Here is a 15852-nt window from a genome sequence, read left to right as displayed (position 1 = left end):
TGTCGGATGTGCTCGACGATGATCGACGATGAGCATCGATGCTCCTAGACGCGAACCTCCTGCTGGACGCCGTCGATGCCGACAGCAAGCACAATCCGGCGGCCGCGGCGTGGCTGGAGGAGACGTTGAACGGCGCCAACCGGGTTGGTCTGCCGTGGCAGACGATTGGTGCGTTCCTCCGAATCGTTGGTTTGCGCTGGATCAACCCGCTGGGCGCAGGGTGAGCCGAGGCCCCACCGGCTCACCCCTGGCGGGTTCCCCAGGCCTGCAGCGTCGAGACGATCCTGGCCGCAGCCTCCAGCTCCTCCAGCGACAGTTCCGCGGCCGGCGTACGCCACTCGGCGACCACGGCAAGAGCGCCGTCGACGAACTGCTGTCGGCTCTGGCCGCGCTGAATCTTGCCGCTTGACGTGGTGGGTAGCGACACATGGTGCACCAGAACCACGGCGTCGGCCGCGATCCCATGGTGCGTCGCGATCGCCGTCCGGATCTTGTCGATGACCGCGTCGAAGTCGGTCTGGGCAATCCGTGCGCTGTCCACCTCGTGAACCGCGACCAGCTGCTCGACCCCACCGGGCGGTGCGTCCGTGGCGAACACCGCACCGCGGCCAGACACCAACACCGGGTCGCACTGCTGGACGGTGAACTCGATGTCGTTGGGGTAGTAGCGGTGTCCGTCGACGACGACCAGGTCCTTGCAGCGTCCAGTGGTGAAAATCTCACCGGCGCAAAGGAACCCGTAGTCTCCTGTGCGTAGGAACGGTCCGCGGGTCGGGTCGCCGGGTTCGGCAAGCCGCGCGCCGAACGTCGCTGCCGTCTCCTCCGGCCTGCGCCAGTAGCCCAGGGCGACATTGGGCCCGGCGACCCAGATCTCGCCGATCTCATCGTCCCCGCAGGGCCGGCGGGTCACCGGATCGACGATGGCGACGTCGGATTCGCGCGGCTGACCACAACCCACGAAGGTCGCGGCGGCGGGATCGTCGGGCGCGATGTCCACGACGCGGTCCTGGGCCAAAGCGACACGGTCGAGGTAGCGCACCCCCGGCATTCCGCTGGGGCATCCGGCCGACACCTGCAAGGTGGCTTCGGCCAGCCCGTAGACCGGATAGCACGACGAGATCTGGAAACCCGCGGGAGCGAAGGCGTCGGCGAATGCGGCCAGGGATGTGGCGCGCACCGCCTCGGCGCCGTTCATGGCGACGGTCAGGCAGGAAAGATCCAGTGCGGCACGCTCTTCGGGAGTGCTGGTCTCCACGCACCGGTCGTAGGCGAAGTTCGGCGCCGCGGTGATCACGCCGCGATGCCGGGACACCAGCTCCAGCCAGCGCATCGGACGTTTGATGAACGCGGTCGGTGACATCAGTGCCGTGCTGGCGCCGATGTAGACCATCGAGAGAATCCCGCCGATCAGGCCCAGGTCATGATGCGGTGGCAGCCAGAAAACGCCTCTGGCGTCGTGGTCGCCGTTCCATGCCTGACGGATGGCGTCCACGTTGTGCAGCACATTGCCGTGGCTCAGCAGCACGCCCTTGGGTGAGCGGGTCGAGCCCGAGGTGTACTGGATGGCTGCCGGGGAATTCATGTCGATGTCGGGAGCCACCCAGGTGTCCGGGTCGGCGCCGGCGTCGGTGAAGAACCACTCCTCGGGCGCCCCGGGGAGTCCGGCGACCGCGGCCCGGGTGGCCTCCTGAGTCTCGCCGGCGGTGAGCGCGAACCGGGCTTGGGCGTCGGGGACGACCACCTGCAGGCGTGGTGCCAGTTTCTGGTGTACCGGCACCGCGACGGCACCGGCGTAGAGGCAGCCGAAGAACCCGGCGATGAAGTCCAGGCCTGGCCGCACCAACACCAGGACCCGCTCACCGGCGACGTCGTGGCGTTGCAGGTTCGCAGCGATCGAGCGCGCGCGGCGGTCCAGTTCGCTGAACGTCAGCTCGGTGCGGCCTTCGTCATCGCCGTTGTAGGAGAAGCTGAACGCCACCTTGTCGCGAAACCGTTCGGCTTGGAGCCGTAGCAGGTCGACCAGGGTCTCTGCGATCGGTGTTGTCACCGTGGGCGTGAAATCCATGGCCCCATCTTGGACCCGAGGGTGTCACAGGCCACATTCGGCCCCACCCTGACTCAGGCCGGCAGCAGCGCCCGCAGCTCCTCGACGTAACGCAGTGCCTCGTCCTGCCCGGTGGCCAGCGGACCGACCAGCAATGTCGTCACGCCGGCCTCGACGTAGGCGGCAATCCGCTCGGCGATCAGGCCGCGTGGCCCGACCAGCGAGGTGTTGCGCACCAACTCGTCGGGAACCGCGGCGATCGCCTCGGTCTTGCGCCCGGACAGGTACAGTTCCTGAATGCGGTTGGCGACGTCGCCGAAACCGTAGCGAGTGGCCAGGTTGTGGTAGAAGTTTCGGCCCTTCGCGCCCATCCCGCCGATGTAGAGCGCCAGCTGCGGTTTGGCCCACGCCAGCCGGTCCTCGACGTCGTCGCCGATGGCCAGCGACGCCCCCACGATGACGTCCAGCGGACCCAGTTCCGGATCCCGTTTGGCCGCACCGGCTTTCAGCGCGTCTCCCCACACGTCCTCGGCGCGTTCGGGGTAGAAGAACACCGGCTGCCAGCCGTCGGCGATCTCGGCGGTCAGTTCGACGTTCTTTGGCCCCAGTGCGGCAATCGAGATCGGAATCCGTTCGCGTACCGGATGATTGATCAATTGCAACGGCTTCCCCAGTCCGGTGCCACGGTCCGCCGGAAGTGGTAGCTGATAGTACTTGCCCTGGTAGTTGAGCCGTTCCCGGCGCCACACCGCCCGGCAGATCTCCACCACCTCGCGGGTGCGGCCCAGCGGGGCGTCAAAGGGTACGCCGTGGAAGCCCTCGACCACCTGCGGCCCGGAGGTGCCGATGCCAAGGGCGAACCGGCCGTCGGAGATGTAGTCCAGGCCGGCGGCCGTCATCGCCAAAAGGGCAGGGGTGCGGGTATAGATCGGCAGAACCCCGGTCAGCAGCTGCACCCGCGAGGTCTTGGCCGCCAGATAGCTCAGCTGGCTGATCGCGTCGAACGAGTACGCCTCGGCGACCGCGACCACATCGATTCCGATTCGCTCGAGTTCGACGACCTGCTCTGCTGCCTGCTTGAACCCGCCCGCGTAGGCCAGTTGAACACCAATTCGCACATACCACGTATATCGGTTCCTGTCGCGGTGGTGCGATGTGTCGGAAAAACGTACTTCTGTTCACTCTCAGGATAATCTTGGCAACGTCCGGTCGGCTTTTGTGTGCCAGCGCCTTGAACTCTGACGATGCGGTCGAACTTTTCGTGAAAGGTGCTTGCGTCTCAGTTTTTTCACGGATAGTGTTTTATCTCACATCAGTGAATAAGTGTGAATCCAGGAGCAACACGGCGGCGTCACGGCTTCTCGGGGCGCCGCCGAGGGCGGCACCTCACCAAAGGAGATGGCTGTGCAGCAAACCCTTCGCCCCTATGTCACCGCTGGTATCGCGATCGTCGGCTCCGGCCTGATCGCCGCCACCCCGGCCGCGCCGCCGATGGCGGGTCCTGTCACCCGAGATATCGTCCTCACCGACTGGGTCGAGCAGTTCAACATCGCGGCGGACAACGCCACCCAGCTGCTCAATAACTTCCTACTGGCACCCGGGGTGGGCTTCCAGCAGATGCTGGTCAACCAGGACGAGTTCTGGAACAGCATCATCAACGATCCGTCAACCATCCCCGCGGTGATGCAGCAAATGCAGGAGCAACTCGACGCGGTGCTGACCGGCTTCACGCTGATCAACGCCAGCGGGGAAGCCAGCCTCAACGGCTTCACCGGCACCCTCGGCGAGGTCATCGTGCACACCATCAGCGGGACCGACGTCGAGAGTCAGCCTCCCACGTTCGGCCACGACCTGCTGTTCGCGCTGCTTCCCCAATTCTTGCCGTCCGACCAAGCCGAGTTCTTGACCCCGATCGTCAACTTCCTGGCCTCGCCGCTGAGTGGCATCATCATCGGCTCGCTGGGTCCCGCGATCGCCCCCTGGGTGGCGCTGTCCAACAGCATCAGCGACGGCGACTTCCTCAACGCCCTGCCCAACATGGTCGGCGCCTACTTCAACGGCGCGACCCTCAACCTCGACTGGCTGATTCCGCTCATCGAGGAATCCGGGTTGTTGCCGATGCCGGAGGGCGCCATCACCTCCCTGGAGTTCGCGTTCGGCGGTCTGCTCAGCGGCGGCACCGTGGCGGCCGGCCCCTGGCAATTGGCGGACGAGAACGGCGACATCATCGCCTCGGTCCCCGCGGTCGGCGGCTCGATCTTCAACAGCCTGGGCTTGGGCCTCGACGCCGAGGCCGCTGTCGGCCTACCGCTGCAGATCAACATCGCCGGCCAGGGGATCGGCCCGATCGGCGCCTGGCTGGCCTGGGATCAGACCGTCGGCGCGCTGTTGGGTTCGGGTTGGGATGGCAAGGGGCCCACCGTGGTCACCCCGCCCCTCTTCGGCTTCGACCCGATCGGCGATGACGTCTTCGATGACGGTGGCGCCGGCGCCGGCGCGGCTACCGACCTGCAAGACATCCTCGCCGCGTTCCTCGTTGGCTGAGCACGCCCGTTATTGGTGACTCCCCTGACAACCTTCAACACTGCTTAACAGAACCGCTTCATAGGAGAGGTGTTCGCAAATGACTCGTCGTCACAGCAGCAGCCAGGCTGGTAACACCGGAGCGCGCAACCGCAATCGGGTGGTCGGTGCCGCCAGTGCGGTGGGCGCGTTCCTGGCTTTCGGGATGGCCCCGCTAGCCGCCGCACCCGCAGCCCACGCCGATCTCGACTTCGGCGATCTGGACTTCGGAGCGCTGTTCACATCGTGGTTTGAGAGCGACCCCGCCGCCGATAGTTCGGCCGGCTGGGACCTGGACGCGTTGTTCGGCGCGGCCAACCCGGGTAGCGCTGACAGCGACCCCTTCTCGTGGGTCGGGATCATGGACCAGTGGTTCTACCAGCCGCTGTACAGCATGACTCAGCTCTGGATCACCAGCCCGCTCGGTCTGGCGATCAACGGAGTGATCAACGACTTGTCGGGTATGTACCTGATCGGCAACGGTGTTGACGGTACCGCGGATTCGCCGGACGGCGGCGACGGTGGTCTGTGGCTCGGTGACGGCGGCGCCGGTTGGAGCAGCGATCAGGACGGTGTTGCCGGCGGTAACGGCGGCTCGGCCCTGGGCTGGCTGGGCAATGGTGGCGACGGCGGTGCGGGCGGTGCCGGTGCGGCTGGCGGTGACGGCGGCGCTGGTGGCTGGTGGATGGGCCACGGCGGCAACGGCGGCGCCGGTGGGGCCGCGGTTGTCGCGGGGGGTGCCGGTGGTGCCGGTGGCGACGGTGGCGCCGCCGCGGCCTGGTTCTTCGGCAACGGCGGGGCCGGCGGCGCGGGCGGTGCCGGCCTGGACGCTGTGGCGGGCAGCTACGCCGACGGCGGCAACGGCAACGGTGGTGTCGGTGGCAACGGCGGGGCCGGCGGTGGCGGCGGCCGCAGCGGCTTCATGTTCGGCAACGGCGGCGCGGGGGGCGCCGGTGGCGCCGCCGGTAACGGCGGTGCGGGAGCCGGGGGCGTCGACACACCCGAAGGCGACCAGCTCAATGGCGGCTGGGGCGGTAACGGCGGTGCCGGCGGTGCCGGCGGAGCGGCCGGCGTCCGCGGTTCCAACTTCTACAGCGGCGCGTTCTACGGCAACGACGGACAGGCCGGGGACGGCGCCGACGGTGGTAACGGCGGCGCCGGCGGTAGCGCCGCCACCGACGAGCTGGGCGCCTTCCTGGGCAACGGTGGTCGTGGCGGTGCCGGCGGTGCCGGCGGCACCGGCAACATCGGCGGTGACGGTGGTGACGGCGGCGCCGGCGGCGACGGTCTGGTCGGCACTCAGGCCTTCGGCGGCGCCGGCGGCGTCGGCGGCAGCTCTCTTGGCGACAACATCGGCGGTGCCGGCGGTACCGGCGGCGCTGGCGGTGATGCGACCGCCGGGCAGGCCGGCGCCGGCGGCCGCGGCGGCAACGGTGGCGCCACCGAGAGCGGCACCGGTGGTACCGGTGGTACGGGCGGTGCCGGTGGCAACGGCGCCACCGACGACGCCACCGTCCAGACCATCGGCGGCAATGGCGGCGGCGGTGGCACCGGCGGCGCGGGCGGTAGCGGCAACGGCGGCAATGGCGGTGCGGCCGCCGATGGTGGGACCGGCACGCTGCGCGGCGGCGTGGGCGGTCTCGGCGGTAGCGGCGGCTCGGCCTCGCAGGGCGCCAACGGCGGTGCGGGTGGTGCCGGCGGCGCCGGCGGCATCAGCACCGGGTGGGACGGCGGCTCCGGCACGATCTTCAGCCAGGGCGGCAACGGGGGCGCCGGCGGATCCGGCGGGTCCGGCGGACCCAACGGAGCGGCCGGCAACGGTGGCGCCGGTGGGGCCGGTGCCGATGGTGCGACCGGCGCCAACGTCGTCAGCGTCGGTGGTAACGGCGGTAACGGCGGCGCCGGCGGAAGCAGTTCCGGCGGCACCGGCGGCGGCAACGGAGGCAACGGCGGCGTCGCCGGCAATGGCACAGCCTCCGGGGGCAACGGCGGCCGCGGCGGCAACGGTGGCACGGGCAACGCAGGCCTGAGCGGCCCCAGCGCCGACGGCGGTCGCGGTGGCGACGGTGGCGCCGGCGGTGACAGTGGCGGTGTGACCATGCCGGACGACAACCCCTTCACCGGCGCCGCGGCCGGTCCCAGCCACGCCGGCACCGGTGGCATGGGCGGCACCGGTGGACAGTCCAGCGCCGGTCTGGCCGGTGACGGCGGCAACGGAGGTGTCGGCGGCAACGGTGCCGGCGACATCGACGGCGGCAGTGGCGGTGTCGGCGGCACCGGCGGGACCGGTCTCACCGCGGGCACCGGCGGCCTGGGCGGTAACGGCGGCACCGCGGAGGCCGGCAACGGCGGCAACGGCGGCAACGGCGGTGTCGGTGGCAACGGCCAAGCCGGCGCCACCGGGAGCAGCGGCCTCGGCAATCCGGTCCTCGAGACTCCCGGCGGCCCCGGCGGAAACGGCGGCAATGGCGCCGACGGCGGGACTGGCGGCAACGGCGGCGTCGGTGGCGCGTCCACCAGCGGTACCGGCGGCAACGGCGGCGCCGGTGGTGCGGGAGGCAACGGCGGAAACGGCGGCGCCGGTGGGCCAGGCGGCACCAATGACGCCACCGGCGACGGCTACAACGGGGGCAACGGCGGCAATGGCGCCGACGGCGGGACCGGCGGCAACGGTGGCGGTCACGGCACCGGCGGCGCCGGCAACGGCACCGGCGGCGCGGCCGGTAACGGAGGCAACGCCGGTGGAGCCGGCGTCGGGGGCGCGGGCGGCGAAGCTACCGGTACCGGGACGCCCGGCGCTGACGGCACGCCCGGAAGCCCTGGCAACCCGGGCGCGCCAGGTACGCCCGGCACCTAGCCGACCGTTGGGGGCGACCACGGTCGCCGGGTCCACGCGGGCTCGGCGACCGCGGCCGTTGGGGCCTGGTCCACTCTTGGCCACTGTTGTGCGGCGCGGGCTGTTTTAGCCCTGACGGGACTTCAAGTGGTGCTGCGCCACCGCCTGCTGGATGAAGGCCGCCTGCTGGGCTGCAGTCTCGGGGTCCACGGCGCCGTCGTCCGGGGCGGTCCACTCGAACAGCGCCTCCAACTCACCATCGAGGAACATCTGGCGGCATTGGCTGCGCTGGATCTTTCCGCTGGAGGTGGTCGGAATCGTCATCTGATCCACGAGCACGAACCGCTGCGGCACGACGCCGTGGTGCTTGGCCAGCGCGGCGCCCGCGGCGGCCACCAGGTGGGGGAGGTCGATGTCGCGGATCCGTTGTCGAGCCACCTCCTGCACCACCACGAGCTGTTCGGCGGTCCCGGATTCGGAGTCGACCGAGAACGCGGCGCCGCGCCCGGCCAGCAGCACCGGGTGGCAGGACTGCACAACGGCCTCGATGTCGTTGGGGTAGTAGTGATTACCCGCGAGGATGATCAGGTCCTTGCAGCGGCCGGTGACGAACAGCTCACCGTCGTGCAGGAAGCCCAGATCCCCGGTGCGCAGGAACGGACCCTCCCGGGTATCGGCCAGATACGCCCCGAAGGTCTTCTCGGTGTCTTCGGGTTTGCCGCGGTATCCCTTCGCGACGCTGGGCCCGGCGATCCAGATCTCGCCGACCTGGTCGGCGCCGCGTGGTCGCTGAGTCTCCGGGTCGACGATGACGATGCGTTGGCCTCCCCGGGGTCTGCCGCAACTCACGATGCCTGCCGTGCTGGCGGCGTCACGATCGGAGTCGACGATGCGGTCCTCGCCCAGGGCGCCGCGGTCGATCCAGCGGATCACCGGTGTGTCGTGCTCGGAACCGCCCGACACCAGCAAGCTGGCCTCCGCTAGGCCGTACACCGGCATCAGCGCCTCCGGCCGCAACCCGGACGGGCCGAAGGTCTCGGTGAACATCCGTAGCGTCTCGGCGTGCACCGGCTCGGCGCCATTCATCGCCGTCGCCAAGCAGGACAGGTCCAGGGCGGCGCGTTCGTCGGCGGTGCTGCGCTCGACGCACAGGTTGTAGGCGAAGTTCGGCGCGGCAGTCAGGGTGCCCCGGTAGCGCGAGATCGCCTCCAGCCAGCGGATCGGGCGGGTGATGAATCCGGCGGGCGACATCAGCACCGTGCTGCACCCCACGTAGACGGTCTCCAGAACCCCGCCGATCAACCCCATGTCGTGGTGTTGCGGCAGCCAGTACACCGCGATGTCGTCCTCGTCGCCGCCCCAGGCCTCGCGGATGGTGGCCAGGTTGTGCAGCAGGTTGGCGTGCGTCAGCACTACACCTTTCGGGGCCCGGGTGGAACCGGACGTGTACTGCATCATCGCAGTGGTGCCGGGTCCGATGTCGGGCGCCGTCCACGCCTCGGCGTCCTCGGGTGCGGCATCCGGCAGTGACCACTGCAGCGGCCGGCGGACCATGCCGTCGACGGCGGCTTTGACGCGGGTCTGGGTCTCTGCGTCGGCGAGCACATAGCCGGCGCGTGCATCGGGGACGATCGTCATCAGCCGGACCAGCCGGTTCTGGACCGGCACCGCCACCGCGCCGGCGTACAGGCAGCCGAAGTATGCGGCGATGCTGTCCAGGCCGGGGCGGCAGATGACAAGCACCCGCCGGCCGGCCGCGCCCCGACGCTGCAGGCCCGCGGCGATCGCCCGCGCTTTGCGGTCGAGTTCGGAATAGGTCAGGCGGCCCTGTTCGCTTTCACCGTCGAGGGTGAACGTGAACGCGAGCTTGTCGCCGTATCGGTCCGCCTGCTGCCGTAGTAGATCCACCAGGGTCGGACAGGGTTCCTCTGGCATGTATTCACCTCAACCGTCGTGCGGATCGTTGTGATCCCTGTGCGCGAGCGACGACTCAACATATCGGCTGCGGCCGGCCGATCTTCGGTCGGGTGCTGCCGACTCACGTATTCGAATGCCCGGCGATTTTCTCAGTAGTTCCTAATTAGAGAATATATTTCATAAAAATGGACATATGGCGATGAAATGTAACCCGCAGCAGCGCCCGGCGGTGTGAGGTCGCTGGAAAACGCCTGTGAACTGCGACTATATGCGTCGATCGTGGTGTATGGGTCGCCGGCGATGTAGGCGGCTCCGACTGAGTCCGGCCAGCTTCTCGACGGCCAAAGCCTCCGTTGCTTCTCAGTTCCATATCAGATACGTTGCTGGGGTTGGGTCGGCGCCTAAGGGGCGCGCACAGGAATTTGAGGAGATCGCGATGCACCAATCACTTCGTCCCTATGTCACCGCGGGTGTCGCGGTGCTGGGCGCCGGCATGATCGCCGTCACCCCGGGGGCCGCCGCTTCCGCCGTGGACGTCTACGAGATGCCGGACGTGGCACTGACCGCCGGCGTTGAGCTCGGCGACATCGACTTCACCCAGGCATGGACGAATGCCTTCGACACCGCGAACGAAAACTTCACCGCAGTCCAGGCCGCCTCATCCGACGCCTCCAGTGCACTCATGGAAGCGCTCCAGACCGCCGACTTCAGCACCTTGGACTTCAACCAGCTCAGCGCTGCGATGACATTCCTGGCCGGAGACCAGAAGAGCTTCCTCAACGCGCTGGCCCCGCAGACGCTGGATGACCTTCACGCGGTCGTCTACATGGTGATGACCGATCCGGAAGGAACGTTGACCGGTGGCGAGCCGGCGCTGTCCGAGGACCTCCTGCCGTTCGTCAACTTCGCGGCGTCACCGCTCAGCGGTCAACTGTTCGCCGCACTGGGCCCGTCTGTCAGCCCGCTGGTGGCGCTGATCAACAGCTTCGAGGCCATCAATGGTGCTCTCAACGGTGCTGACCCGGACCTCACGGCCGCGCTGCAGGAGGTTGTCAACATTCCGGCGAACATGGTCAACGGCCTGCTCAACGGCGCTACGTTGAACCTGGACGCGCTGGCGCCCCTCCTGGCCGACGCCGGTGTGTTGCCGGAGGGCATGGGTGTGGACGGGATCAGCCTGGCCTTCGGCGGCCTGCTCAGCCCCGGCTCCGTGGTGGGGGTCACGGACGGCGGTGATGGCGAGAGCCTGATCGGCAGTGTCGGCGGTTCGATCTTCAACGCTCTCGGCCTCAACCTCACCGGTGTGCCCGTGCTGAACACCCTCGACCTGGAGCCGAACGGAATCGGGCCGGTGGCTGCCTTCGCCATGATGCAGAACGTCCTGGTGCAATGGCTGTCCGGTGAGCTGCCTCCGCTGGAGCCGGTTGACGTCGACCCCGGCGATGCCGTCGCCGGCCTCGACTGGCTTGGTGTGGACTTCGGCGACTGGTTCGGCCTGGGTGTCTAGGGGCCGCATATAACGATCGGCGAGCATGTCGCCAGCGAGGTATCACCGCGGCGACATGCTCGCTGGCGTATGCATGCCCGGGCACATTTTTCTCATGAATTACTAAATTATCGATTCCGGCTCGCCCGTCATAAGAGGCGGGCCGGTTCGGCATGCCCTGACGGTTTGCATGGCGCCCCAGGCCTGTGAACTGCGATTTTAATGCCCCTCCGGGGATTTGACTCTTGAACATAAGTTAGCTTATGTTGACACTGGGATCTCACTTTACTCCAAGGTAACTAAGCGTTGTCAGCCCTCGGGTGCCCACCAGAACAGAGGAGAACGGTCGTGCAGCACGCCCTCAAGCCCTACGTCACTGCCGGTGTTGCGATCGTGGGCGCCGGCCTCGTCGCCGTCGCCCCGGCGGTCGGACCGACCCAAACCAACCTCATCGCCCGCGACGTGGCGTTGACTGCCGGCTTCGGCGCGTCGGACATCCTCGACCCGTACGTCGCGGCTTACAACACGGCCCAGGACAACATCGCGCAGATGATTGCCTCCTACAACGCGGCGCCCGACATCGGGTTCACGCAGGCTATGAACAACTTCTCGGGCTATGTCCAGAGCATGGTCGACGACCCGTCGACCATCCCGGCGATGGTCAACGCGATTCAGGCAGACCTCAAGAACGCGTGGTCAGCAATCACGCTGATGAGCGCCTCCCAGGACACCATCAATGACGTAATCCGCCACACCATGGACAGCAGCTACACGCTCGGCAACCTCAGCGGTGGGCACGAAGTGATCTTCAGTCAGGTTCCGGGCTTCCTGCCGGAGGATCAGGCCGCGACGCTCACGCCGATCATCAACTTCCTGGGCTCGCCGATGAGCGCCCTCATGCTCGGCTCGGTGAGTCCCTGGATCGCCCCCTTGGTCGCTTTGACCAACAGCTGGGAAGACATCAGCGGCGCTTTGCGTGATGGTGACATGCCGGGGGTTATGCGGGGCCTGATCGACATCCCGGCGAACATGCTCAACGCCTCGCTTAATGGCGCCACCCTCAACCTGGACGGTCTGCTGCCGGCGATCAACGATGCCGGATTCCTCCCGGACGGTATGGAGATGACCCACCTCGACTTCGCCTTCGGCGGGTGGTTCAGCGCCGGTGGCCACGTCACGGCCGGACCGATGCACGTCATGGACGGTGACACCGAGATCGACCAGGCGCCGGCGTCCGGCGGTTCGATCTTCAACAGCATCGGCTTTGACATCTCCGGTGTCCCGATCATCGGTGACATCCACGCGCCGAGCGACCCGATCGGCCCGTGGGGCGCATGGCTGGGCTTGTCGCAGGTCATCGGCTCGCAACTCGGCTGGGGATCGTGGAGCGGCAAGGACCCCGTCTTCAACATCCCGGCGCCTGAGGGCTTCATCGACGACGGCGGCGCGATCGACGACGGCGGCGCGGGCAGCTCGATGGCCGACAGCTTTTCCTTCGGCGACCTGTTGCAGGACTTCGGCCTGGCCGGCTGATCCTCGCCATCCCTTCGGAACTTCCACTCCTAGTCGAACTTTTCATCGAGAGAGGTGTTCGCAATGACTCGTCGTCACACGGGCAATCAGCCGGACTCACCCGGTACGGCCGCTCGGCAGTGTCGTAACCACACGATTGGCGCCGGCAGTGCGGTGGCAGCGTTCCTGGCCTTCGGGATGGCCCCGCTGGCCGGCGCGCCGGAGGCGCAGGCCGACGGCTTCGAAGACCTGTTCGATTTCAGTTGGCTCGTCCCGGCCGACGCTACCCCTGATGCCGCCTCTGAAATCGCGGCGTTCGAGCTTCCCGGCTCAGCTGCCGCCTTCGACCTGACCAGCATTATCGACCAGTGGTTCTACACCCCGCTGCACATGGGCATGACCGCCTGGATCGACAGCGACTTCGGCGCCATGGTCAACAACGCCATCAACGAGATGGCTGGGGCCTACTTGATCGGTAACGGTGCCGACGGGACCGAACTCAACCCTCACGGCGGCGATGGCGGACTGTGGTTCGGTGACGGTGGTGCCGGCTGGAACAGCGACCAGGACGGTGTAGCCGGCGGCAACGGCGGCGACGCGCTGGGATTCTTCGGTAACGGCGGCGACGGCGGTGCCGGCGGCCTCGGTGCTGCCGGTGGTAACGGCGGCGCGGGCGCCTGGGGTATGGGCCACGGCGGCGACGGCGGTGCGGGCGGAGCCAGCGGCGCGGGCGGCAACGGTGGAGACGCGGTGGCCTGGGCATTCGGTAACGGCGGTGTCGGCGGTGCCGGCGGCGACGGCCTGGCGGGCAGCTTCGCCAACGGCGGCAACGGCAATGGCGGCAACGGCGGTGCCGGCGGTGCCGGCGGTCGCGGCGCCTTCAACCTCGGTAACGGCGGCGACGGTGGCAAGGCCGGTGCCGGAGGTGACGGCGCCGCCGGGACCGTCGACCACGTCAATGGCGGCAACGGCGGTGCCGGCGGTCAAGGCGGCGCGGCCGGAACCAACTTCTGGGAGGGCGGCCACGCCGGCGTCGGAGCGAACGGTGGCGCGGCCGGCAACGGTGGCAACGGTTACCAGGACGAGAACGGCAACTTCCTCGGCAACGGCGGTAACGGTGGCGCAGGCGGCGCGGGCGGCGGCGACGGTTCGCCCACCAGCAGCAGCGTCGGCGGGGAGGCCGGTGCCGGTGCCAACGGCGGTAACGGTGGCGCGGGCCTGACTGGCGGTAACGGCGGCGCCGGTGGCGCCGGTGCGGACGCCGCCGAGGGCAGCGGCGGTGCGGCCGGCAATGGTGGCAACGGTGGTGACGGCGTCGCCAAGGGCGGCAATGGCGGAGCTGGCGGTGCGTCGGGTGCCTCGACGGGGCACAACAACAGCGTTGACGGCGGTAACGGTGGTGGCGGCGGTAACGCCAGCGGCGCTGCCGGTGTCCAGGGTGTCGGCGGTAACGGCGGCGTCGGCGGTGCCGGTGGTGCCAGCGCCGCCGGCGCGGCCGGTGCGGGCGGCAACGGTGGTGCTGGTGGTAACGGCTCCACCGCCGACGACACTGTCCAGACCTTCGGCGGCAACGGCGGTAACGGGGGTGCCGGTGGTGCAACGTCCGCGGGTGGCGTTGCCGGTGACGGCGGCAACGGTGGTGCCGGTGGTAATGGCACCGTCGGCGCCGGTGGCGGTCTGCTCTCCGGTGACCACGCCAAGGGCGGCAACGGCGGAGCCAGCGGCAGCCTCGGTCTGACCGGCCAAGGAACCCCCGGTAACGGCGGCGACGGTGGTGCCGGCGGCACCGGTACCGGATGGCGTGACGTCAACGGCACCGTCTTCACCGGCAGCCCCGGCACGGTCTACAGCGCGGGTGGCAACGGTGGTAACGGCGGATCGGGTGCCACCGGGGGTGACGGCGGTGCCGGCGGTGCCGGCGCCAGCACCGGCGTCAGCGTGGGTGGTAACGGCGGTAACGGCGGTTCCGGCAGCAGCGCCGCAGTCGGCGGCGCCGGGGGCGACGGCGGCCACGGGACGGCCTCCGGCGGTAACGGCGGCAACGGTGGCAGCGGCGGTGCCGGCGGCGGCACGGGTGGTAATGGCGGCAACAGTGCCGGCACCGTGATGCCGACGAACACCAAGGGAATCGCGGCCAGCCACGCCGGTAACGGTGGCAATGGCGGCAACGGTAGTTCCGGCTCGGCCGGTGGTGCAGGCGGTAACGGTGGCAACGGAGCCCTGACCGTCAACGGTGGTAACGGTGGTAACGGCGGCAACGGCGGTACCGGGACTGCAACTAGCTCCGGCGGCGCCGGGGGCACTGGCGGCAACGGTGGTAGCGCGGACGCCGGCAAGGCCGGCAATGGCGGTAACGGTGGATCTGGCGGCGCGGGTGGCACTGGCACCTCGGGTGCCGCGGGTGCGGCGGCGACCGACACTGTCGCCGGCACGGCTGGCGGTAACGGTGGCAACGGATCCGCCGGTGGAGCCGGTGGCACCGGTGGTAACGGTGGTACCTCGAACACCGGTAACGGTGGCAACGGCGGCGCGGCCGGTAAGGGTGGCAACGGCGGTACCGGAGGTTCCGGTGGCACCGGGGGGGTGGACGCAGCGGGCAACGGCCTGGCCGGCGGTAACGGCGGTGACGGTGGTGCCGGCGGAACGGCCGGGACAGCGGGCGCCGGCGGTGCCGGCAGCGGCGGAACGGTCGGCAACACCGGTGCCGGTGCGCTCGACGGCAACGGCGGCACAGGTGGTCGGGGCGGCACCGGTGGGGCAGGCGTTGCCGGCACCGCGGGAACCACTTCGGAGACCGAGGCGGGTGGCAACGGCGCCGCCGGCGGCAACGGAGGTGCGGCAGGACAAGGCGGTAACGGCGGCACCTCGGGCACCGGTAACGGCGGCGCCGGCGGCGCCGGTGGTACTGGCGGAGCCGGCGGCGTCGGTGGCGCCGGTGGCGCTGGTGGCACCGACGCCGATGGCAACGGCCTTGACGGTGGGAGCGGTGGCCTCGGCGGCAACGGCGGTATGGCCGGGACCGGCGGCCACGGCGGCGCGAGCACCTCTGGCACCAACGGCGGCAACGGCGCTGGTGGTGTCGGCGGTGCCGGTGGCAAGGGCGGTGCCGGCGGGACAGGCGGTGCCGCGAGCGGTGCAGGCACCACCGCCGGCGACGGCGGTAGCGCTGGTGACGGCGGTAGCGGCGGCACCGGCGGTGCGGGTACCGATGGCAGCGCCGGTGGCAAGGGCGGCGCCGGTGCAGTCGGCGGGGTCGGTGGAGCCGGTGGTGCCGGCACCGATGGGGCCGCGGGCGGCAACGGCGCCAACGGCGGCAACGGCGGCGACGGCGGCACCGGTGGCGCGAGCACCGGAACTCCCGGCGCCGGCGGCGCACTGGGTGCCGGCGGGGCTGGGGGAGCGGCCGGTACCGGCACCCCGGACGGGACTGCCGGGACTGCTGGAACGCCGGGCGCCCCGGGCGCAACAGGGTAAGTACCCACGACAACGGCAGCG

General features: G+C 69.4%; 9 protein-coding genes. 6 read left to right on the top strand and 3 right to left on the bottom strand.

Translation table 11 applies throughout. The features are described 5' to 3' along the window. Positions 1-38: 38 nt before the first annotated feature. Entirely contained in the window at positions 39-224 is a 186-nt protein-coding gene (locus AWC16_RS01305; RefSeq protein WP_085263027.1) for a PIN domain-containing protein, read from the top strand. Positions 225-241: 17 nt separating this feature from the next. Here the strand turns inward: AWC16_RS01305 and AWC16_RS01300 are convergent, their stop codons facing one another. Both AWC16_RS01300 and AWC16_RS01295 read right to left on the bottom strand, forming a co-directional pair. Next, complete coding sequence (locus AWC16_RS01300; RefSeq protein WP_085263026.1) at positions 242-2065, bottom strand: fatty acyl-AMP ligase; 1824 nt, start codon at positions 2063-2065, stop codon at positions 242-244. A 53-nt stretch (positions 2066-2118) separates the two neighbouring features. Beyond that, positions 2119-3162: an LLM class F420-dependent oxidoreductase gene (locus tag AWC16_RS01295; protein WP_085263025.1), complete on the bottom strand. Its 1044-nt coding sequence runs from the start codon at positions 3160-3162 to the stop codon at positions 2119-2121. A 280-nt stretch (positions 3163-3442) separates the two neighbouring features. Here AWC16_RS01295 and gjpA (AWC16_RS01290) point away from each other — a divergent pair, with 280 nt between their 5' ends. Beyond that, entirely contained in the window at positions 3443-4588 is a 1146-nt protein-coding gene (gene gjpA / locus AWC16_RS01290; protein WP_085263024.1) for an outer membrane porin GjpA, read from the top strand. A 79-nt stretch (positions 4589-4667) separates the two neighbouring features. After that, entirely contained in the window at positions 4668-7463 is a 2796-nt protein-coding gene (locus AWC16_RS25460) for a PGRS repeat-containing protein (protein ID WP_165759143.1), read from the top strand. 105 nt (positions 7464-7568) lie between these two features. Here the strand turns inward: AWC16_RS25460 and AWC16_RS01275 are convergent, their stop codons facing one another. Beyond that, positions 7569-9377, bottom strand: coding sequence for a fatty acyl-AMP ligase (locus AWC16_RS01275; RefSeq protein ID WP_085263023.1), 1809 nt, complete (start codon positions 9375-9377; stop codon positions 7569-7571). A 418-nt stretch (positions 9378-9795) separates the two neighbouring features. On the opposite strand from AWC16_RS01275, the gene gjpA (AWC16_RS01270) reads away from it, so the two are divergent. The 3 genes from gjpA (AWC16_RS01270) (at position 9796) to AWC16_RS24180 (ending at position 15831) form a co-directional block, all read left to right on the top strand. Further along, positions 9796-10866 (top strand): outer membrane porin GjpA, encoded by a 1071-nt coding sequence (gjpA, locus tag AWC16_RS01270; protein ID WP_085263022.1) that lies wholly within the window; start codon positions 9796-9798, stop codon positions 10864-10866. 327 nt (positions 10867-11193) lie between these two features. Further along, positions 11194-12378 carry an outer membrane porin GjpA gene (gene gjpA, locus AWC16_RS01265; RefSeq protein WP_085263021.1) on the top strand — a complete coding sequence of 395 codons (1185 nt, stop codon included), beginning with the start codon at positions 11194-11196 and terminating at the stop codon, positions 12376-12378. 63 nt (positions 12379-12441) lie between these two features. After that, positions 12442-15831, top strand: a complete 3390-nt coding sequence (locus AWC16_RS24180) for a PGRS repeat-containing protein (protein ID WP_207572226.1) — start codon at positions 12442-12444, stop codon at positions 15829-15831. Positions 15832-15852 lie beyond the last annotated feature (21 nt).

The sequence above is a fragment of the Mycolicibacter longobardus genome, from assembly GCF_002102265.1.
GTDB lineage: Bacteria > Actinomycetota > Actinomycetes > Mycobacteriales > Mycobacteriaceae > Mycobacterium > Mycobacterium longobardum.
This window is presented reverse-complemented; position numbering and strand designations above follow the sequence as displayed.

Coding starts and splice junctions, on each gene's coding strand:
- AWC16_RS24180 (WP_207572226.1), top strand. CDS start 12,442: ATGACTCGTCGTCACACGGGCAATCAGCCGGACTCACCCGGTACGGCC.
- AWC16_RS01300 (WP_085263026.1), bottom strand. CDS start 2,065: ATGGATTTCACGCCCACGGTGACAACACCGATCGCAGAGACCCTGGTC.
- gjpA (WP_085263022.1), top strand. CDS start 9,796: ATGCACCAATCACTTCGTCCCTATGTCACCGCGGGTGTCGCGGTGCTG.
- AWC16_RS25460 (WP_165759143.1), top strand. CDS start 4,668: ATGACTCGTCGTCACAGCAGCAGCCAGGCTGGTAACACCGGAGCGCGC.
- AWC16_RS01305 (WP_085263027.1), top strand. CDS start 39: ATGCTCCTAGACGCGAACCTCCTGCTGGACGCCGTCGATGCCGACAGC.
- gjpA (WP_085263024.1), top strand. CDS start 3,443: ATGGCTGTGCAGCAAACCCTTCGCCCCTATGTCACCGCTGGTATCGCG.
- AWC16_RS01275 (WP_085263023.1), bottom strand. CDS start 9,377: ATGCCAGAGGAACCCTGTCCGACCCTGGTGGATCTACTACGGCAGCAG.